Below are 19732 nucleotides of genomic sequence, written 5' to 3'. Positions count from 1 at the left end.
TCAGGCTCGCAGTTCCACGCAGCACTCGCCCGGGCGCGGTGCCAGCACCGCCTCGACCCGGGTGGCCTGCAGGCCGCCCAGCAGGCCGTCGAGGAAGGCGTGGTTGATGCCGCAGACCAGCTCGGTGGAGCGGGCGGCCAGCGGGTGGAACGGGCAGTTGCGCAGCCGCACGCAGGTGGGCGACTCGCGGCTGGGCTCGAAGCCGTAGCCGGCCAGCAGCGTCTCGGCGAGCGTCAGGGCGCGTTCGGCGCCGAGGCGGCCGGGCTTGACCCGGGCGCGTTCGGCGGCGCCGGCCTCGGCGCCGTGCTGCCGGGCGACCCGGACGGAGGCGTCGCGGGCGGTCTCGTCGTCGCCCTCGGTGAGGACGGCGTCGATGAGGACCTCGGCGAGCATGGCGTGCCGCCGGGGCGGGATGGCGACCTGGACGTCGTCGCGGGCGGGCTCGTACACCTTGGGGGCGCGGCCGACCTTGCGGATGCCGCCGACCGGCTGGAAGTGCGCCCGCAGCAGCCCGGCGTCGACCAGTTTGTCGAGGTGGAACGCGGCCAGCTTGCGGGAGATGCCGGCCGACGCGGCGGCTTCGTCGCGGGTGACGGGCCGGCGGGCCTGCCGGATGAACGCGTACATGCGGCGCCGCAGCGGCTCGTCGAGCGCGGCGACGGCACTGATCTCGGCCTCACCTGTCACGCCACCACGATAACGCGTACGGCGATGAGCTCAATCCGGGAACTTGACCACGCGGCCGAATAAGACCAATATCTGTTAGTGAAAAGGAGGTCGCCATGACCAGCGGCATGGAGCAGGCGAAGCGGCCGGTGAGCCGGTGGCTGGCCGGGCCGTACGGGCACCCGATCCACCCGATCCTGGTGACGGTGCCGATCGGGGCGTGGGTCGCGAGCCTCGTGTTCGACCTGTCCTCGCAGGCGGTGTCCGACCCGGCGTTCCTGACCCGCGGGTCGATGTGGCTGATCGGCATCGGCGTGCTGGGCGCGCTCGCGGCGGCCATGGTCGGCTTCCTCGACCTGTTCGCCATCCCGCCCGGCACGACGGCGTTCCGCACGGCCATCGTGCACATGAGCCTGAACCTGACGATCACCGTGGCCTACGCGGCCAACTTCCTGTGGCGCCGTGACGGCGGCGGGCTGGACGACGCGGTCGCGCCCGGCCCGCTGGTGCTGTCGGTGGCCGCCCTGGCGGCGCTCGGGGTGTCGGGATACCTCGGCGGCAAGCTGGCCTACCACTACGGCGTCCGGGTGGCCGACGAGACCACGCAGGCCGAGGGCTACCGGCACTGACCGCCGCGCACCACGATTCGAGGAGGATGTCATGGCTGTGGCCGCACTGGTGACCTGGCTGGTCACCGCGGTGGGTGGCTTCATCATGCTGGGCATCTGGGTCGCGAACGGCGGCCCGAGCCGGCCCGGCGCCAGCCGGTTCCCACCGGCGCTGATCTTCGGCCACTTCGCGCTCGCCGCGATCGGGCTGGTCGTGTGGATCGTCTACGTGGTCACCGACGAGGAGGCGCTGGCGTGGACGGCGCTGGTGCTGCTGCTCCCGGTCGCGCTGCTGGGCTTCACCATGCTGGCCCGCTGGCTGCCGGCGTACCGGGCGCGGGGCGGCGACGCCGCGTCCCGACCGGCCGAGGGACGGTTCCCGGTGCCGGTCGTGGCCGGGCACGGCCTGTTCGCCGTCGTCACCGTCGTGCTGGTGCTGCTGACGGCGCTCGGCGTGGGAGAGAGCTGAATGGACGCCTCGACGCACCTGCGCGTGGTCCACGAGCCCGACGACGAACTCGACCTGGAGGCGGCCGAACGGGCCGCCGCCGACTTCCTGCGCGCGCTCGGCGTGCACGCCGACGGCGAGGGCATGCGGCGCACGCCCGCGCGCATGGCCCGGGCCTACGCCGAGCTGTTCACCCCGCGCCCGTTCGACCTCACCACGTTCCCCAACGACGAGGGGTACGACGAACTCGTGCTGGCCCGCGACATCCCGGTGCGCTCCGTCTGCGAGCACCACCTGCTGCCGTTCGTCGGCGTCGCGCACGTCGGCTACCTGCCCGGCGAGCGCATCCTCGGGCTGTCCAAGCTGGCCCGCATCGTGGAGCACTTCGCTCGCCGTCCGCAGGTCCAGGAGCGCCTGACCAAGCAGGTCGCCGACTGGCTGGGCGACCGCCTCGCGCCCAAGGGCGTCGGCGTCGTCGTCGAGGCGGAGCACAGCTGCATGGTGCTGCGCGGCGTCCAGGCCATCGGCTCCACCACCGTCACGTCGACGCTGCTCGGCACCCTGCGCGAGGACGGTCGCTCCCGGCAGGAGTTCTTCGCCCTCTCCGGGGTGCGGGCATGACGCTCGGGTGACGCCGCCGCGAAGCCGCGCCGTGACAGCGTTGCCGTGCATGGGGGTCGACGACCTGCCCGGCTGGCTGCCGGGGTTCTGCCACGACCGGCTCGGCAACGAGCCGGCCGAGCTGCTGTTCGAGGCACGGAGCATCTCGGTGGTGTTCGGCCTGCGCCTGATCGGCGGGGCGGAGGTGGTGGTGAAGGCGCGCACGGCCGACCCGCGGATCGCGGCCTGCGTCGCGGCACAGGCGGCGCTGGCCGACGCCGGGTTCCCGTGCCCGCGGCCGCTCACCGAGGTGGTCGAGGTCGGCTGGCTGATGGTGCACGCCGAGGCGCACTGGCCCGGCGGCGACCGGCTCGGCGGTGACGGGCCCGCGGTCGCGGTCCGCTACGCCGAGGTGTACGCCGCGCTCATGGCCGGCCTGGCCGACGTCGACGTCGCGCCGCCGCTGCCGAACCCGCGGTGGGCCCGGTGGGACCACACCGACGGCGGGGTCTGGCCGGCCATCGGCTTCCTCGACAAGCGCGACCAGCGCGTCGTCCCCGGGTTCGTCCTCGACACCGCGGTCCGGGTCCGCCGCCGGCTGCTCGCGTCGGGGCTGCCGCCGGTGCTGGGTCACGCCGACTTCGAGGCGCAGAACCTGCGCTGGCGCGGCGGCGACCTCTGGGTGGTGCACGACTGGGACAGCCTGGCGTGGCAGCCCGAGGCGGCGCTCGTCGGCGCGGCCAGCGGGGCGTTCGCCAGCGCCGGCCCGCCGACGCTCGCGCCGGTCGACAGCTCGGCCGCCTTCCTCGACACCTACCAGAGCCGCCGCGGCCGTGCCTTCACCGCCGAGGAACTCGAGGTCGCCTGGGCGGCCAGCCTCTGGACGGCGGCGCACAACGCCCGCTGGGAGACCCTGCACGGCACCGTCCCGCTGTCCGGCAGCGCGCTCCTGGACCAGCGGGCCGAGCGGCTGCGCCGGGCGAACGCCTGACGGCCTCGTGGCCCGGCGTCAGGCCGTGACGAGCTCGCGGGCGAGGCCGACGATCGGGTCGATGTCGTCGTGGTGGTTGCTGAGGACGACGCAGGCCCAGCCAAGGTCGGGGAAGACGTCCAGGTTGGTGGTGCGGCCGGGGCCGCTGCCGGAGTGCCCGTGGATGCGCCGCCCGCGCAGGATCGAGCAGCTGTGGCCGTACCCGTAGAAGCCGTGGTCGCGCGGCGGCCCGGGCCGGTCCGGAGACGGCGGCGGGGCGAGCACCTTCGGGCTGGTGACGAGGTGGGCGTAGGCCGGCTCGAGCAGCACGTCGTCGTCGGTGAGGGCGGTGGCGAACCGGGCGAGGTCGGCGACGGTGGAGGTGGCGCCCTCGTCCGGGCCGCCGATGTAGCGGAACCGGTCGGACGCGGTGACGTCGGTGAAGGCGCCGTCGCGGGGCTCGTAGAGGCGGGCCCAGCGGTCGTCCTCGCGCAGCTGCCGCACCGTGGGAAAGCCGGTGTCGCGCAGCTTCGCGGGCCGGAAGACGTGGTCGGCGACGTACTCGTGGTAGGCCGTGCCGGAGACGGCGGCGACGACGGCGCCGAGCAGGAAGAAGCCGTCGTTGCTGTACCGGTGCCGGCTGCCGGGCGCGAAGTCGGGCGCCGGCAGCGACCGCAGCAGCTCCATCCGCGCCTCCCACGTCTCGTCGACGCCGACCGGCGCGGGCGGCGGCTCCTCGCCCGGGCCCTGCAGCGGCGGCCGCCCGAACCCCGACGTGTGCGTGAGCAGGTGGTGGACGGTGACGGTGGCCGCGACCGCGGGGTCGAGCCCGGAGACGTACTCGCCGACGGGGTCGTCGAGGCGCAGGTGCGCCCGCTGCACCAGCTGTGCGACGGCGACGGCGGTGAACTGCTTCGTCATCGACGCGAGGTCGAAGCGGGTGTCCGCCCGGTTCGGCCGGTCCGTGTCGCGGTTCGCCGGACCGTACGACCGCGTCAGCACCGCCCGTCCGCGGTGCGCCAGCCGGACGGCGCCGGAGAACCGCCCGGCCGCGGCCCGTTCCTCGACGAGGCGGTCGAACCGGCCGCCGGGACGCAACACCTCCGGGGCGGCCTCTGAGCCGCTGGCCGTCGCGGCGCCGACGACGACGGCACCCGCGCCGCCCAGCACCGACCGGCGCGACAGCGGCCGCGTGCTCGTCACGCCTCCTCCCCGAGCAGCAGGTACGCCGCGGTGACGATGTCGCCGATGGCCTGGCCGGCCAGCTGCTGGACCTTCGTCGCGTCGGCGGCCGGCACGGTGTGCTCCATGAAGACGCCGAACAGCAGCGAGTCGCCGCCCGGCCGCTCGATGAAGCCGGCCAGCGCCTTGGCGAGGTCCTGATCGGTGTCCGGGCCGCCGCCGCGGTGCGACGTGCCGGTCTTCGCGAAGACGTGCCCGGCCGCGGGCGAGTCGGCGGAGACGTCGGTGAGGGTGCCGTCGCGGCCCAGGATCGCCAGCGACGGGCGGAACTCGGGCAGCCAGCGCTGCCGGCTGAGGAAGGAGAGGAAGTCGACGAAGAATGTGGGGGTGTAGTCGTTGTCGGCGCCGCCGGGCGGATCGGTGTCCAGTCCGGCCCGCCGGAACAGCCGCTGCCGCAGCCGCGCGTACCCCGCGAGCGGGTCGTCGCGGTCGTGGCCGGCGAGGGCGCCGATGACGTACTGCCAGCCGGTCGCGTGCACGTTCGAGCTGGGCTTGAGCATCACCTTCACCACCTCCGACAGCGGCGGCGACACGTGCTCGGCGACCCGCTTCGGCCGGGTGTAGTGCTCGGGCGCCGGTGCGGCGGGACCGGACGACGGACGCGCCCGCGCCTCGACGCCGGCCTCGCGCAGCGCCCGGGCGAAGGCCAGCTCACCGAACCGGGCCGGCCCGGGGACGGGGTAGTTCCAGTGGAAGTCCGGCGCGCCGGCCGGGAGGTCGCCGGTGAGGGTGACGGTCCGGGTGCCGTCGGCGTTCTCGGCGTCGCCGGTGTAGCGCAGTGGCCGCCCGGGCGGTCCGCCGGCCGCGACGGTGGCGACCTCGTTGACGATCGACACGTAGCCGACGTCCGGCGAGATCGTCAGGCGCGCGCGACCGCCCGGGGAGCCGCCGGGCGTGATGGTCACGTCGATCACGTTGTCGTTGAGCGTCAGCGGCGACACCGTCATCGCGACGCCGCCCGCGGACTCCGGCGTCTCGGCGTAGAGCGACGCGTCGACGAGGACGTGCCCGCCGACCCGGGTGATGCCGGCCGCCGCCACCTCGGCCGCCAGCGTCCGCAGCACCGCGAGCGGATCGCCCGGCGCCGGCGGCCGGCCGGGGTAGGTGTGGTCGGGCTCCGGCGCCCAGACCGACCCGTCCGGCTGGATCCGCCCGCCCAGCACGAGGTCGCCGCCGGCCACGAGGACGAGGTCGCCGTGCAGCACGCCGTCCTCGACCGGGCCGGTCCGGTACACCGGGGTGCGGAAGCGGTGGTCCGGCCCCAGCGACGAGTACGCGGTGGCGGCGATGAAGATCTTCGACGACGACCCCGCGGCGAACAGCTCGTCCGGCCGCAGCGCGTAGACCGGGTCGGCGCCGGGACGGCCGATCACGGCGCCCCAGCGCGCCCCGGCGAACTCCGGCCGCCCGACGATGTCGCGCACCGCCGCCGCGAACTCGTCCTCCGCGCCGGTGGCCGCGGCGGGCCGGGCCACCGCCGGCGCCACCAGGGCCGTCGTCATCACTGCGAGCACGGTCCGCCGGGTTGGTGTCGTCATGCGATGACGATGCGCGGGCCCGATGAGACGGACTTAGGACCCGTCTAAGAAGAACCTGAGCGCTCAGGTCACGAGCAGGTAGAGCAGCACCGGCCCGGCGGCGATCAGCGCGAGCATGGTGCCGTGCAGCAGCTTGTGGTCGGCCAGCAGCGCCACGAACTCGCGCAGGAACGCGTTGGGGACGTAGTAGCGGGCGGTCTTGGCGCCGGCCACCTGCGCGGGCAGCCGCAGCTGCCGGGACTGGATGGCGGCGCGCAGGGCGTGGTAGCTGCTGGTGACGACGAGCAGCCGGCCGTCGTCGCCGCGTGCGGCCAGCAGCCGGTGGCTGAGGACGAGGTTCTCGCGGGTCGACCGGGACCGGTCCTCCTCGGCCACCACCTCGGCCGGGAGGCCGTGCTCACGCAGGTAGTGGCCCATCGCGTGCGCCTCGGCGACCGGCTCGTCCGGACCCTGCCCGCCGGACGCGATGACCAGCGGCGCGTGGCCCGCGGCCACCTCGCGGTGGTACAGCTCGACGGCCCGGTCCAGGCGGGCGGCCAGCAGCGGCGGCACCGTCCCGCGGGGGACGGCGGACCCGAGCACGACGATCGCGGCGCTGCCGAGCGTCGGCCGGAGCCGCGAGTACACCAGCGCGTACAGCGTCACCAGCGTGAACAGGAACCCGACGTAGCCGGCCACGCCGAGCAGCGACAGCAGCAGCGCCGGCAGCACGCCGGGCTCCCGCGAACGGGCGGCGATCAGGAAGCCCGCCGGGACCACCACCACCACGGCGACGATGGCGAGCCCGGCCAGCAGCGACATCGCGTTGCCGAGCCGGAACCGCTCGCGGCGCAGCACGCGCACGCCGTTGACGATCAGCAGCACCGCCAGCCCGACGACGAGCAGCGGCGACACCGCGATGAGGACGACCAGCACCTCCGGCGCCAGCTCGTCGAGCAGCCCGAGCAGCAGGAACCCGGCGCCGAACAGCAGCAGGAGTCCGTTGCTCAGCCGTCGCGGCTCGCGGTGGAAGCGCCAGGCGAAGACGGCGAGCAGGGCGCCGCCGATCACGAGCTGCGACGTCATGCGCGCACCCTAACCGGGCGGCGGGGGTCGCCGCGGCCGGTTCCCGCGACCCGCCGCGGCCGCCGCGTCAGCCCGGCCCGAACCCCAGCTCGTCGCGGCGCAGCCGGAACCCGGCCAGCGCCGGAGCGTGGCGCGGGTCCGCGACGACGTCGTACCGCTCGCCCGGGTCGGCCTCGAGATCGAACAGCACCTCGGGACCCTCGTCGCCGTACCACTGGTACTTGAGCGCGCCCCGCTTGATCATCAGCCGGGTGCCGTCGAACTGCGAGACCGCCTCGTCGTCCCAGCCGGACGGGTCGCCGGACAGCAGCGGCGTCAGGCTCCGGCTGTCCAGGCCCTTCGGCACCGGTACCCCGGTCAGCTCGCAGAGGGTGGCGTAGAGGTCGCAGAGGCTGACGTTCCGGGTCACGGCGGACGGGGCGAAGCGCCGCGGCCAGCGGACGAACAGCGGCACCCGCGCGCTGCCCTCGTAGAACCGCTGCTTCTCCCACACGCCGTGCTCGCCGAGCATCTCGCCGTGGTCGCTGGTGAACACGACGATCCAGTCGTCGAGGTCCTGCCCGGCCAGCCGCAGCCCGTCGAGCACCTGGCCGAACAGCCCGTCGGCGGCCTCGATCATCGCGTAGTAGGCGGCCACCGCACGCTGCTGCTCGCGCCGTGTGACCTCGATGCCGGCGCGCACGACGTGCCGCCGCCCGCCGAGCACGGGGTGGGACGACAGCTCCTGGTCCTCGTACAGCGGCACCCGGATGAGGTAGTGCTCGAACAGCTCCCGGTGCGGGGTGAGGTACGGGTAGTGCGGCTGGTGCAGGCTCACCTTGAGCAGCAGCGGCACCTCGGGGATGGCGCGGTCGTAGTAGCTGTCGACGAAGTGCTCGTGGACGTACTGCAGCGCCCCGGCCACCGTGTACTCGTCGCGGGCCACGTACGGCGACCGCCCGATGCCGGCCCGCTGGACCTCGGTGGCCTGTGACCACTTGTGCGCGGCCGGGGTCGGCAGGCCGCGGTAGGAGTCCTCGTCGCGGCCGGCGAGGTGGTGCGGCGCGACGCCGCTCTCCATGCCGATCAGGTGCGTCCAGCCCTGCGCCTGGTCGACGCCGACGTGGTGCAGCTTGCCGGCCGCGACGGTGCGGTAGCCGTGCAGCGCGAGCTGGCGGGCGAAGGTGAGGTGGCCGGGTGCGAGGTCGTCGCCGAACCGCTCGACGCCGCAGTGCCGGGGGAACTGCCCGGCCATCATCGCCTGCCGCCCGGGCACGCAGATCGGCGCCGGCGTGTAGGCGTTGCCGAACACCACGGCGCCGCGGGCCAGCTCGTCCAGCACCGGCGTGCGCACCACCGGGTCGCCGGCGAACCCCGCGACGTCGAAGCGGTGCTCGTCGGTCATCAGGAACAGGACGTTGGGGCGGCGGGGTGCCGTCACGACGTGATCACCTCCGGGAGGTCGACCTCGGCCGGCAGCACGGCGCGCAGCCGGTCCAGGGTCGGCGGACTGGTCCAGGATGCCGTCCAGGTGTCCGGCCGGGTGGTGCCGAGCACCGCGCACACCAGCCAGTGCTCGCCCGGGCCGTGCCGGCCGCGCAGCGTCGGCAGTGTCGCCCGCGGCTCCAGCAGGTTGGTGTTCGGGCCGGTCAGGACGGTGACGCCGTCTCTGCCTCCGAGCAGGTCGCGCAGCCCGCTGGCGCCGCCGGGGCCGGACGCCGCGGCCGCGCCGGGACCGTCCGGCGCGGCCGGCGGCGCGTCGTCGTCGCGGCCGACGGCCCAGCCGCCCTCCGCGCTGAACAGCGTCCGCGACGTGCTGAGGCGGTGCACCCGCACGTGCCAGGGCAGCCACGGCAGCAGCCAGGTGTCGACCTCGACGTCCGGCCACGGCGTCCAGCGCGACCACACGACGCCGTCGCCGACGCGCGTCTCGTCCGGGTCGGTGCGGGCCCGCCAGTGCACGTCGTCGTCGCTGAGCGCGAGCATGGAGTCGGGGGCGTGCTCGGCCAGCCCGGGGCCGCCGCCCGGCACGCTGAACCCGAACGCCGTCGAGTAGGCGAACTTGGCGTACTTCTCGCCGCCGTGCCGGAACCGCGCACCGGGCTGCCCGGCGGCCAGTGTGAAGACGTGCCCGTCGGAGCGGCAGTGCACCATGCCGGGCGCCGGCTGGGTGGTGACGGCGTCGAGTTCCGGCAGCGGCGCCTCCTCGGCCCGCCAGAACGGGTGGTCGGCGGGCAGCGCGAGCGGCAGGAACGCCTTCATCGCCCAGTACGGCGACCCGGGCGAGTTGTAGCCCTCGGCCATGATGAGGTTCGGCCGGCCGTACCCGATGGTCAGCACGCCGGCGTTGTCGGCGATCGGGCGGTCCGCCCACCAGCGCAGGCCGCGCAGCAGCAGGCCCTTGACCACGCCCCACGGCAACGCCTCGACGTCGGCGTAGGCGAGCGCGCCCCAGAACGCGTGCTGGGCGAACCGGTAGGTGAGGCTGCGCCCGTACGGCACGGCCGCGCCGTCGTCGGCGAACCAGTGCACGTGCTGGTGCGCGAACCGGGCGGCGCGGTCGCGGAACCGGTCGGCGCGGGCGGGGTCGCGGTGGCCGGCCAGCCGCGCGTACAGCAGGCCGTAGTAGTGCATGGCCCATGGGACGTAGTAGTCGCACCGGCCGGTGGGACCGTCCTGGTACCAGCCGTCGCGCAGGTAGAACGTCTCGAGCCGGTTCAGGGCGGCGGCCTCGGCGTCCGGGTCGTACTCGGGCGCGCCCACGCGCTCCAGCCCGACGTTGACGAGGACGCGGAAGAACAGCCAGTTGTTGTCGACCACGTCGACCCGGTTGATCTCGGCCAGCCACGCGGCCAGCCCGTCCCGCGCCAGCTGCGGCAGCGGGGTCCAGACCCGGTCCGGGACCAGCGCGAGCGCCACGCCGATGGCGGCCATCTCGACCAGCCGCTGGTCGCGGTGGCCGGGCGGGCGCCAGTACTCCGGGTGGGCCGGGTCCGCGCCGGCGGCCAGGCCGGCGCGGATCGGCGCCCAGTCCACCTCGCCGCCGCCGGCGGCCAGCGGCGCCAGCCCCCAGAGCGGCCGGGCGAACCCCTCCAGCTCGGCCGCGACGTCGGGGAACATGGCGGCGGTGTGGCCCAGGCGGGCCCGCGCCCGGCCTGGGCTGAGCCGGGCGGCGACGGGAGCCCACAGGTCCCGCACCGCCCGCTGCAGGTCGTCCCGGCCGGACAGCGGATTGCCGTCGAACGGAGAGGTCACACCCCCTCCTGCTCGTCGCCGGACTCCCAGGCGATCAGTTCGTCGATGGCCTTGCGCCGCTCGGCCTCGGTGAGCTCGCGGGCCGGCGCCGCGGCGGGCGGCCCGTCGTAGATCTGGCGCATCCCGCGCACGCCGTCGTCGATGACGAACGACGCCCGCCGGAACACCTCGGCGCCCGGGACCATGACGTCGCGGACGCACTGGTAGTCGGCCTGCAGCTGCTCCGGTGTCACGGTGACGGTGATGTAGCCGCGCAGGTTGGTGTAGAAGCGCAGGTGCGGGTTGTCGGCGAAGGTGGGGTGCACGCCGGGGACGTGGTCGCGGCCGGTGCCACCGGACGAGATGGACGTCGCGATCAGCTCCGACCCCACCAGCGGCGCGCCGGCGGTGTCGTAGTCGAGTTTCAGGTCCGAGGCCCAGTGCGCGTGGATGTCGCCGGACAGCACGACCGGGTTGCGCACGCCGGCGTCGACCCAGGCCTGCGTCACCCGCTGCTGGGAGCCGACGTAGCCGTCCCACGCGTCCATCTTCAGCATCAGCACGCCGTTCTGGTCGACCCAGCGCCGGACGAACGCGCCCTGCTGGGCGACGAAGTCCCAGCGGGTCCGCGACTGGCGGAACCCGTCGGCCAGCCACGCCTCCTGCGGGAACCCGAGCATCGTGCGGGCCGGGTCGAACGCCTCGGGGCAGGTGGAGAAGTCGGCGCCGCCGCAGGCGTACGGGTCGCGGTACTGCCGGGTGTCGACGACGTGGAACGTCGCCAGCCCGCCCCAGGTGGAGCGCCGGTAGATCTGGATGTCGTCGCCGACGGGCGCGGAGAACGGGCGCAGCGGCATCGACTCGTAGTACGCCTGGAACGCCAGCGCCCGACGCCGCAGGAAGTCCTCGACGGTCTGGTCGTCGCTGGGCAGGTCGCCGGTCCAGTTGTTGTCGACCTCGTGGTCGTCGAACACGACCAGCCAGGGCGCCCGGGCGTGCGCGGCCTGCAGCGCGGGGTCGGACTTGTACTGCGCGTAGCGGATCCGGTAGTCGGCCAGCGTGAAGATCTCCCGCGGCGGCTGGTGCGGCCGGCCGATCGTGCCCTGGCCGGGGCCCTCGTAGATGTAGTCGCCGACGAACACCACCAGGTCGATGTCCTGCTGGGCGAGGTGCTCGTACGCGGTGTAGTAGCCGGCGGCGTAGTTCTGGCAGCAGGCCAGCGCGAACTTCAGCCGGCTGCCGCCGGGCGCCACGGGGGTGGTCTTGGTGCGGCCGACGGCGCTGGTGTCGGCGCCGACGCGGAACCGGTAGAAGTACTCCCGGTCCGGGCTCAGGCCGGTGACCTCGGCGTGGACGGAGTGCCCGAGCTCCGGTGTCGCGCGCTCGGTGCCGGTGGCGACGACGTGGCTGAACGCCGGGTCCGTCGCCACCTGCCACTGCACCTGCACGACCTGTGCGGGCATGCCGCCGGCGCCGTCGGCGGCCAGCGGGTCCGGCGCCAGCCTGGTCCAGAGCACGACGCCGTCCGGGCACGGCTCGCCGGACGCGACGCCGAGGGTGAACGGATTGACGGTGAAACGCGGCTTCGCCCAGACGGCGTGGGCGGAGTTGCCGGCTGCTGCCCAGGCGAGCCAGGCGCCGGTCGCGCCTGCCGCTCCGAGTAACCGGCGTCGGGTGAGGGATTCGGCCATGTGCGGTACCTCCTCTACCGGGTCGCCGGCCTCAGCTCGGCGACGAGATCGGGTGGCGCACGCCGCGAAGCTCCAGGGCTTCGGCGTGGTGACAGGCGACGTCGTGGTCCGGCGCGATGCCGCGCAGCTGCGGGACCTCGGTGCCGCAGCGCTCGGCGCGCGCGTGTGGGCAGCGGGTGTGGAACGCGCAGCCGGGCGGGGGAGCGGCCGGGTCGGGCAGCTCGTCGGACAGCCGCGTCGTCCGGCCGCCGCGGCGGTGCGGGTCGGCGACCGGCACCGCCGAGAGCAGCGCCTCGGTGTACGGGTGCCGCGGCGCGTCGAACAACCGGTCCGTCGTCGTGGTCTCGACGATCCGGCCGAGGTACATCACCGCGACGCGGTCGCACAGGTGCTCGACGACCGACAGGTCGTGGCTGATGAACAGGTAGGTGAAGTCGTACTCGTCGCGCAGGTCGGCGAGCAGGTTGAGGATCTGCGCGCGCACCGACACGTCGAGCGCCGACACCGCCTCGTCGGCGACGACCAGCCGGGGCCGGGTGATCAGCGCCCGCGCGATGTTGACCCGCTGGCGCTGGCCGCCGGAGAACGCGTGCGGGTAGCGGCGCATGTACTCCGGGCGCAGCCCGACGCGGACCAGCATGTCGGCCACCCGCTGCTCGGTCTCGGAGTCGATGTGGCCGCGGCGCACCGCCGGGTTGCGGAACGGCTCGGCCAGCAGCTGCAGCAGCGTCATGCGCGGGTTCAGCGCACTGAACGGGTCCTGGAAGATCATCCGGACCTGGCCGCGGTACGCCCGCAGCGCGGAGTCGGACAGCCCGGCGAGGTCCACCGCGCCCTTGTCGCCGTGGTAGACGATCTGCCCGGACGTCGGCGCGAGCGCCCGCACGACCGCCCGGCCCAGCGTGGTCTTGCCGCAGCCGGACTCGCCGACCAGGCCCAGCGTCTCGCCGGCCGCGATGGTGAGGCCCACGCCGTCGACGGCGCGGACGTGCCCGACGGTGCGGTTGAGCAGGCCGCGCTTCACCGGGTAGTGCACGGTGAGGTCGCGCACCTCGAGCACCGGCGCCGCCTCGTCGCGCGGGACCGGCGCCGGGGCAGTGGCGGCGACGGCGGGCTCGGCCGGGATGACCGGCAGCGTCCGCCCCTCCGGCCGCAGGGCGTCGTCGTACCAGTGGCAGCGCGCCGCCGGCCCGCCGTCCACGGCGTGCAGCTCGGGCGTCAGCTCCTCGCAGGCGTCGCCGACCGGCGCGTGGCAGCGCGGGTGGAACGAGCAGCCGGCCGGGCGCAGCAGCGGGTGCGGGACGATCCCCTCGATGGCGGCCAGCCGCGACGTCCGCCCGCCCCGGCTGCCCAGCCGCGGGACCGACGCGATCAGCGCCTGCGTGTAGGGGTGGCGGGGGTGGTCGAACACGTCGGTGACCGACCCCTCCTCGACCACCTGGCCGAGGTACATGACGGCGACGTCGTCGGCGATCTCCGCGACCACACCGAGGTCGTGGGTGATGAACAGCATCGCCATGCCGGTGTCGGCCTGCAGCTCGGCCAGCAGGTCGAGGATGCGGGCCTGCGTGGTGACGTCCAGGGCGGTGGTCGGCTCGTCCGCGATCAGCAGCGACGGCTCGCAGGCCAGCGCCATGGCGATCATGACCCGCTGGCACATGCCGCCGGAGAGCTGGAACGAGTAGGCGTGCATCCGCTGCTCCGGCCGCGGGATGCCGACCCGGCCGAGCAGGTGCACCGCCTTCTCGGTGGCCTCGCGGCGCGACAGCGGCAGGTGCAGCTGGATCGCCTCGACCAGCTGCTCGCCGACGGTGTACATCGGCGACATCGCGGCCATCGGCTCCTGGAAGATCATCGAGATGTCGGCGCCGCGCATCGACCGCATCCGCTCGCCGCGCGGGTCCAGCGCGGCGAGGTCGGCCGGCTCGGCCGCGTCGGGGTCGCCGTGCCACCAGACGTGGCCCGCGGTGATCCGTCCCGGCGGGTCGACCAGCTGCAGGATGGACCGCGCGGTGATCGACTTCCCGCACCCCGACTCGCCGACGAGGCAGGTCGTGCGGCCGCGGGCGAGGCTCAGGTCCACCCCGTCGACCGCCCGGACGACGCCGTCGTCGGTCGCGAAGTGGGTCTTCAGCCCCTGCACGTCCAGCAGGACATCGGATCGGCTCACGGTCGCTCCCTCGGCGCTCATGACTGATAGGGGTCGGCGGCGTCGCGCAAGCCGTCGCCGAGGAAGTTGATCGACAGGACGGCGACGACCACGGCCAGCCCGGGCAGCAGCAGCCACGGCGCCGTCTCCAGCGCCCGCACGTCGACGTCGCTGAGCAGGACGCCCCAGCTCACCGTCGGTGGCCGCAGCCCCAGGCCCAGGAACGACAGCGACGTCTCGGCCAGGATCATCGCCGGGATGGACAGCGTCATCGCCGCGATCAGGTGGCTGGCGAACGACGGCAGCAGGTGCCGGCCGATGATCCGCGGCCGGCTGATGCCGTCGAGGTAGGCCGCCGTCACGAAGTCCTCGCCGCGCAGCGCCAGGAACCGTCCGCGCACCACCCGGGCGAGGTCGGTCCAGTTGATGATCGACAGGATCACCGTGATGGCCAGGTAGCGCTGCAGTGAGCCCCAGTCGCGTGGCAGCGCCGCTGCCAGGCCCAGCCACAGCGGGATCGCCGGCACCGACATGAAGAACTCGACCAGCCGCTGGATGACGGCGTCGACCTTGCCGCCGAAGTAGCCCGAAGCACCGCCGAGCACCACGCCGAGGGCGAACGCCATGGCCAGGCCGACCAGGCCGATCGACATCGAGACGCGGGTGCCGTGCAGGATCCGCGACAGCTGGTCGTGGCCGGTCCGGCTGGCGCCGAGCAGGTACATCGGCGGTCCGTCCGGGTCGGCCGGGCCGAGCAGGTGGATGTTCGTGCTGATCAGCCCGAACAGCTCGTACTCCGGCCCGCGGGCGAAGAAGCGCACCGGGATCTTCTCGTCCGGGTTCTCGCGGAACGTCAGCGCCAGCGTCTCCGGGTCGCGGGTCTGCTCGTAGCCGTTGACGTACAGGCCCCAGTCCCAGCCGTCGGAGGTGTCGACGACGTGCAACTGCTGCGGCGGCGCGTAGGCGTAGTCGGCGTTGATGTCGCTGGGGTCGTAGGGCGCCAGGAAGTCGGCGAACACGGCCACCAGGTAGAGCAGGCAGGTGACGACGAGCCCGGCCATCGCCAGCTTGTGCCGGCGCAGCGCCCGCCACACCAGGGTGCGCTGCGACGCGACGGCGAGGTCGGCGTCGGCCGAGGGGTCCACCTCTGTAGGTCGGCTCACGGCGTCCTCTCAGGCCATCCGGTGCCGGATCCGCGGATCCAGCCAGGCCAGCAGCAGGTCGGAGATCAGCGTGCCGATCACGGTCATGACGCTGACCAGCAGGATGATCGAGCCGGCCAGGTACATGTCCTGGCTCTGCAATGACGACAGCAGCAGCGGCCCGGTGGTCTCGAGCGACAGCACCGACGAGACGATCACCTCGCCGCCGATCAGTACCGGCAGCACCCAGCCGATCGTCGACACGAACGGGTTCAGCGCCACCCGCATCGGGTACCGCAGCAGCAGCCGGCGCTCCGGCATGCCGCGCGCCCGGGCCGCCGTCACGTACGGCTTGCGCAGCTCGTCGAGCAGGTTGGCGCGCAGGATGCGGATCAGGCCGGCCGTGCCGGCGGTGCCGAGCACGACCATCGGCACCCAGAGGTGCCCCATGAGGTCCAGCACCTTCCCCAGGTTCCAGGCGGCGTCCTTGTACTCCGGTGAGAACAACCCGCCGACGGAGTCCTGCCCGAACACGTTCAGGCCCATCCACATCAGCGCCAGCGCGAGCAGGAAGTTCGGGATCGCCAGGCCGAGGAAGCCGATGGTGGTCGCGACGTAGTCGGTGATCGAGTACTGCCGGATCGCCGAGTACAGGCCGATCGGGAACGCGATGATCCAGGTGAAGACCACCGTCGCGGCCATGAACACGATGGTCAGCGGCAGCCGGTCGGAGATCATCTCCGCGACCGGCCGGTTCCACTCGAACGAGCGGCCGAAGTCGCCGTCGGACACGATGCCCCAGATCCAGGTGAGGTACTGCGCCGGCAGCGGCTCGTCCAGCCCGTACCGCGCCCGCAGCGCCGCCACCTCGGCCGGGTCGACCTGCTCACCCTGTGCACTGAGGTTCGTGACGTAGGTGGTCAGGAAGTCGCCGGGTGGCAGCTGGATGATCGTGAACGTCACGATCGAGATCAGCACCAGCGTCGGGATCATCAGGGCGACGCGGCGGACGACGAAGGTCAGCACACGCGGCCCCTACTCGATGAAGTACTGGCAGGGGCTGGAGCCGCCCGGCGTCGCGAAGTCGAACGACTCGGGCATCTCCTCCGGCACGTTGTGGAAGTCGTCGCGGACGATGCCGTAGCCGGTCGGGACCCGCAGCGTGCCGATGACGTAGAACTCGTCGCGGGCGATCTCGAGGATCTGGCCGAACAGCTCCTCGCGCTGGTCCGGGTCGGGCGTGCGGGCCAGCTCCCAGAACAGCTCGCACTGCCGGCGGGTCGGCTCCGGCGGCTCCTCGCCCTGCGCGCCGTTGGTCTGGTACCACTGCGCCCAGGCCGGCGCGAACGCCTGCTCGAAGCGCATCGTCGGCAGGTAGAAGAACGGCCGGCGGGTCTCGTCGCCCAGCCCGCCCGGCCCGACCCACACCCCGGCGTCGTGCTGGTTGGCCTCGGTGCGCTCCTTGAACAGCGTGCGGTCCTCGGGCCGGGTGCGCGCGTTGATGCCGACCTCGTTCCAGTAGCCGACGACGAGGTTCATCGCGTCCAGCCAGTACGGCACGACGCCCGGCTCGGCGACCTCGACCTCGATCGTCAGCGGGCTGCCGTCCGGTGCGAGCCGGAAGCCGGAGCCGTCGCGCTGGGTCAGGCCGGCGCGGTCCAGCGCCTCGTTGGCGAGGTCGACGTCGAACTCCAGGTACTGGGTGGCCAGCTCCTCGTCGTAGTAGCGCGAGTCCGGCGCGGGCGCGGCCTGCCACGGCTCGCCCTCGTCCTGGAACGTCGCGGTGTTCAGCTCGTCGCGGTCGATGGCGTGCGACAGCCCGATCCGGAAGTCCTTGTTGGTGAAGACGGCCCGCTTCACCGGGTCCTGGTGGGTCAGGTTGAGGAAGATCACCATCTCGTTCATCAGGCTGCTCTGCAGCGTCATGAACTCGTAGCCGCCCTCTTCGCGGCCCTCGGCGAGCACCGGCTTGTTGGCCAGGCTGGTGACGTGGCGGGTGTGGAACGCGAACTCGCCGTTCGTCGCCTTCAGCAGGATCACCTCGGCGTCGGAGACCACCTCGAAGGAGAGGCTGTCGAGGTAGGGCAGCTGGCGGCCGTCCGGGTCGGTCTTCCAGTAGTACGGGTTGCGCTCGGCCGTCACCGTCGTGGCGTCACCCAGGGCGTTGGTCAGCATCCACGCGTTCAGCGTCGGCTTCTCGGCGTTCTGGTAGGTCTCCGACCGGGCCAGCATCAGCTCGGTCCAGGACGCGAAGCCGGCCGACGCCGCCGTCGCGTCGGCCCCCTCGGTGTAGGCGGCGTGGAACTGCTGCAGGTAGTGCGCGGGCAGGGAGACCAGGACGTCGCCGCTGTTGATGAGCGCGAGCTGTTCGAGGAACAACCCGTTCGGCTCGGCGAAGGTGAACCGCACCGACTGGTCGTCGACGCGGGTCAGCGTGGCCGGCTGGCCGCCGTTGGTGAGGAACGACGGGACCGCGGGCGACAGCTCCTTGGTCAGCAGGAAGTCCTGGAACGCGAAGACGAGGTCGTCGGCGGTGAACGGGGCGCCGTCGGACCACTTCATGCCGGCCCGCAGCGTGATGAGGAACTCGTGCCCGTCGTCGGACTGCTCGACCGACTCGGCGATGTTCGGGACGGGCTCGGTCCATTCCGGGTTCCAGCGCATCAGCGGGTCGTAGCCGACCGTGCGCTGCAGCCAGGCCTCGTCCTCGGGGCCGAGCAGCGCGCTGGTCCAGGTGCCGCCGTAGACGCCGGGCCGGTCGACCGGCTCGATGACGGCGGGGTTCGCCGGGAGCCGCTCGCTGAGCGGCGGCAACTCGCCGGCCTCGACCCGGGCGGCCAGTTGTGGCGCCTCGCGCAGGTCGGTGCCGGGCGCCTCGGACGGGCCGGCGTCGCCCGCGGGATCGGTGTCGAGCCACGAACAGCCCGACAGCGCCACGAGCCCGGCGGAGGCGCCACCGGCGATCAGCAGGCGACGGCGGGTGATGGGTCTGGTCGTCCACGAACGGTCGTTCATGGCGCCTCCTCGCTGAGGTCCTGGACGAATGACGCACAAAGCTATAGCGCTTCCACAAACGTGTCAACGAGTCGGTCGACTGCTGTTGCAGAGGGTGCAACACGCGCGAGGGCGCTGACGTCGTGAGCCGGCGCCATGCCTGCGGTTCCCGGCTGTCTAGCTGGGATATCGGCGTCGAGATTGCCGGGTATCGATGCGCTCGGTACTATGACAACTCTTGCGCAAGCGCTTTCTATCCCGGCTCCATGCTTGGATGAGGTCCGCACACACGAGGGAGCGAAGGACCGATGACTGACGACCTGACGGCCGCACCCGGCCGCGCCACCCTCCGCGACGTCGCGGCCCGCGCCGGAGTCTCGATGTCAACGGTCTCCCGGGTCCTGGGCGGCGGCTACCCGACCGCGGCCAGCACGAAGGACAAGGTCCTGCGCGCGGTCGAGGAGCTCGACTACGTCGCCAACGCGCACGCGCGGGCGCTGGCCGGGGGCAGCTCGAAGACCGTCGCGATCCTGGTCGGCTCGGTGGCCATCGAGTTCCAGGCCTACATCGCCCAGGGCGTCGAGGAGCAGGCCACCGACGACAAGCACCTCTGCCTCGTCTGCTCCACCGGCGGCGACCCCGACCGGGAACTGGCCTACATCCAGCTGATGCGCGAGCAGGGCGCCCGCGCCGTCGTGCTCGTCGGCACCGTGGTCGCCGACGACGCCTACCACGCGCGCATGCGCCAGTTCGCCCAGGCGCTCGACGCCGCCGGCTCGCGGCTCGCGCTGGTCGGCCGTCCGCCGCTGGCCCGCGACGTCCCGGCCGTGGTCGTCGAGTTCGACAACGAGGGCGGCGCCTACGCGGCCACCAGCCACCTGCTGACCCAGGGGCACGAGCGCATCCTCTACCTCGGCAAGCAGCCGGGCCAGACCACCGCCGAGGGCCGGCTGGCCGGGCACCTGCGCGCGCTGGCCGACTTCGGCGTCGAGTCCGACGAGTCGCTGATCGTGGCCGGCGAGTTCGGCCGGCAGCCCGGCTACCAGATGATGAAGGCGCGGCTCGAGGCCGGGCCGGTCGACTTCACCGCCATCTTCGCCGGCGACGACCCCGCGGCGGCCGGCGCCATCCAGGCGCTGCGCGAGCACGGCCTGCGCGTCCCCGACGACGTCTCCATGGTCGGCTACGACGACCTCGCCGTGGCCGCCGACCTCGGGCTGACCACCGTTCACATCCCGCACGAGGAGCTGGGCCGCACCGCCGTCCGGCTGGCGCTGCACCAGGCCGACGCCCGCGGCGAGGGGCCCGGGCTCGTGCATCGGAAGCTGGCCACGCAGCTCATCGTGCGCGACTCCGTCCGGCCCAACCTCGGCCCCGGCGGGCGCCGGCCGGTGCGGTCCTGACGG

At 73.4% G+C, this 19732-nt stretch carries 16 protein-coding genes; 5 read left to right on the top strand and 11 right to left on the bottom strand.

Translation table 11 applies throughout. The annotated features are described in order from the left end of the window. Window positions 1–687 carry a helix-turn-helix transcriptional regulator gene (locus BLV02_RS01280; protein WP_069111261.1) on the bottom strand — a complete coding sequence of 229 codons (687 nt, stop codon included), beginning with the start codon at window positions 685–687 and terminating at the stop codon, window positions 1–3. A 95-nt stretch (window positions 688–782) separates the two neighbouring features. Here BLV02_RS01280 and BLV02_RS01275 point away from each other — a divergent pair, with 95 nt between their 5' ends. Genes BLV02_RS01275 through BLV02_RS01260 form a run of 4 tightly spaced genes read left to right on the top strand, consistent with a single transcriptional unit; the run spans window position 783 to window position 3313 of the window. Next, the gene (locus tag BLV02_RS01275; RefSeq protein WP_171906731.1) at window positions 783–1295 is read left to right on the top strand and encodes a DUF2231 domain-containing protein; all 513 of its coding nucleotides are present in this window, start codon (window positions 783–785) and stop codon (window positions 1293–1295) included. Between the two features lie 31 nt (window positions 1296–1326). Then, window positions 1327–1743, top strand: a complete 417-nt coding sequence (locus tag BLV02_RS01270) for a hypothetical protein (protein ID WP_069111260.1) — start codon at window positions 1327–1329, stop codon at window positions 1741–1743. Then, entirely contained in the window at window positions 1744–2343 is a 600-nt protein-coding gene (gene folE / locus BLV02_RS01265; protein ID WP_069111259.1) for a GTP cyclohydrolase I FolE, read from the top strand. A 49-nt stretch (window positions 2344–2392) separates the two neighbouring features. Next, window positions 2393–3313: a phosphotransferase gene (locus tag BLV02_RS01260; protein ID WP_069111258.1), complete on the top strand. Its 921-nt coding sequence runs from the start codon at window positions 2393–2395 to the stop codon at window positions 3311–3313. An 18-nt stretch (window positions 3314–3331) separates the two neighbouring features. On the opposite strand, the gene BLV02_RS01255 is transcribed toward BLV02_RS01260, so the two are convergent. The 10 genes from BLV02_RS01255 to BLV02_RS01210 all read right to left on the bottom strand — a co-directional run bounded on the left by BLV02_RS01255 (window position 3332) and on the right by BLV02_RS01210 (window position 18347). Next, complete coding sequence (locus BLV02_RS01255) at window positions 3332–4495, bottom strand: serine hydrolase domain-containing protein (RefSeq protein WP_083288589.1); 1164 nt, start codon at window positions 4493–4495, stop codon at window positions 3332–3334. Beyond that, window positions 4492–6072 (bottom strand): D-alanyl-D-alanine carboxypeptidase/D-alanyl-D-alanine endopeptidase, encoded by a 1581-nt coding sequence (gene dacB / locus BLV02_RS01250; RefSeq protein WP_083288588.1) that lies wholly within the window; start codon window positions 6070–6072, stop codon window positions 4492–4494. The genes BLV02_RS01255 and dacB overlap by 4 nt, the downstream gene beginning before the upstream one ends. Before the next feature lie 63 nt (window positions 6073–6135). Beyond that, window positions 6136–7137: a YdcF family protein gene (locus tag BLV02_RS01245; protein WP_069111256.1), complete on the bottom strand. Its 1002-nt coding sequence runs from the start codon at window positions 7135–7137 to the stop codon at window positions 6136–6138. Window positions 7138–7204: 67 nt separating this feature from the next. Beyond that, complete coding sequence (locus BLV02_RS01240) at window positions 7205–8557, bottom strand: sulfatase-like hydrolase/transferase (protein WP_069111255.1); 1353 nt, start codon at window positions 8555–8557, stop codon at window positions 7205–7207. Continuing rightward, window positions 8554–10371: a DUF2264 domain-containing protein gene (locus BLV02_RS01235; RefSeq protein ID WP_069111254.1), complete on the bottom strand. Its 1818-nt coding sequence runs from the start codon at window positions 10369–10371 to the stop codon at window positions 8554–8556. The genes BLV02_RS01240 and BLV02_RS01235 overlap by 4 nt, the downstream gene beginning before the upstream one ends. Beyond that, the gene (locus BLV02_RS01230) at window positions 10368–12041 is read right to left on the bottom strand and encodes an alkaline phosphatase D family protein (RefSeq protein WP_069111253.1); all 1674 of its coding nucleotides are present in this window, start codon (window positions 12039–12041) and stop codon (window positions 10368–10370) included. Before BLV02_RS01230 ends, BLV02_RS01235 begins: the two co-directional genes overlap by 4 nt. 31 nt (window positions 12042–12072) lie before the next feature. Then, a complete protein-coding gene (locus tag BLV02_RS01225; protein ID WP_216094204.1) occupies window positions 12073–14211 on the bottom strand; it encodes an ABC transporter ATP-binding protein in 2139 nt (712 codons plus the stop codon). A 17-nt stretch (window positions 14212–14228) separates the two neighbouring features. Then, the gene (locus BLV02_RS01220; RefSeq protein WP_069111251.1) at window positions 14229–15353 is read right to left on the bottom strand and encodes an ABC transporter permease; all 1125 of its coding nucleotides are present in this window, start codon (window positions 15351–15353) and stop codon (window positions 14229–14231) included. 9 nt (window positions 15354–15362) lie between these two features. After that, window positions 15363–16325, bottom strand: coding sequence for an ABC transporter permease (locus tag BLV02_RS01215; protein ID WP_069111547.1), 963 nt, complete (start codon window positions 16323–16325; stop codon window positions 15363–15365). A gap of 42 nt (window positions 16326–16367) precedes the next feature. Next, window positions 16368–18347 carry an ABC transporter substrate-binding protein gene (locus tag BLV02_RS01210; RefSeq protein WP_083288587.1) on the bottom strand — a complete coding sequence of 660 codons (1980 nt, stop codon included), beginning with the start codon at window positions 18345–18347 and terminating at the stop codon, window positions 16368–16370. A 287-nt stretch (window positions 18348–18634) separates the two neighbouring features. Between BLV02_RS01210 and BLV02_RS01205 the strand changes: the two genes are divergently transcribed. Further along, a complete protein-coding gene (locus BLV02_RS01205) occupies window positions 18635–19729 on the top strand; it encodes a LacI family DNA-binding transcriptional regulator (protein ID WP_069111250.1) in 1095 nt (364 codons plus the stop codon). Window positions 19730–19732 lie beyond the last annotated feature (3 nt).

It is taken from the genome of Jiangella alba (assembly GCF_900106035.1).
Taxonomy (GTDB): domain Bacteria; phylum Actinomycetota; class Actinomycetes; order Jiangellales; family Jiangellaceae; genus Jiangella; species Jiangella alba.
The sequence above is the reverse complement of the archived record's forward strand: the minus strand, read 5'-3'. Positions and strand labels throughout refer to the sequence as shown.

Coding starts and splice junctions, on each gene's coding strand:
- dacB (WP_083288588.1), bottom strand. CDS start 6,072: ATGACGACACCAACCCGGCGGACCGTGCTCGCAGTGATGACGACGGCC.
- BLV02_RS01270 (WP_069111260.1), top strand. CDS start 1,327: ATGGCTGTGGCCGCACTGGTGACCTGGCTGGTCACCGCGGTGGGTGGC.
- folE (WP_069111259.1), top strand. CDS start 1,744: ATGGACGCCTCGACGCACCTGCGCGTGGTCCACGAGCCCGACGACGAA.
- BLV02_RS01215 (WP_069111547.1), bottom strand. CDS start 16,325: ATGATCCCGACGCTGGTGCTGATCTCGATCGTGACGTTCACGATCATC.
- BLV02_RS01260 (WP_069111258.1), top strand. CDS start 2,393: ATGGGGGTCGACGACCTGCCCGGCTGGCTGCCGGGGTTCTGCCACGAC.
- BLV02_RS01275 (WP_171906731.1), top strand. CDS start 783: ATGACCAGCGGCATGGAGCAGGCGAAGCGGCCGGTGAGCCGGTGGCTG.
- BLV02_RS01210 (WP_083288587.1), bottom strand. CDS start 18,347: ATGAACGACCGTTCGTGGACGACCAGACCCATCACCCGCCGTCGCCTG.
- BLV02_RS01205 (WP_069111250.1), top strand. CDS start 18,635: ATGACTGACGACCTGACGGCCGCACCCGGCCGCGCCACCCTCCGCGAC.
- BLV02_RS01245 (WP_069111256.1), bottom strand. CDS start 7,137: ATGACGTCGCAGCTCGTGATCGGCGGCGCCCTGCTCGCCGTCTTCGCC.
- BLV02_RS01230 (WP_069111253.1), bottom strand. CDS start 12,041: ATGGCCGAATCCCTCACCCGACGCCGGTTACTCGGAGCGGCAGGCGCG.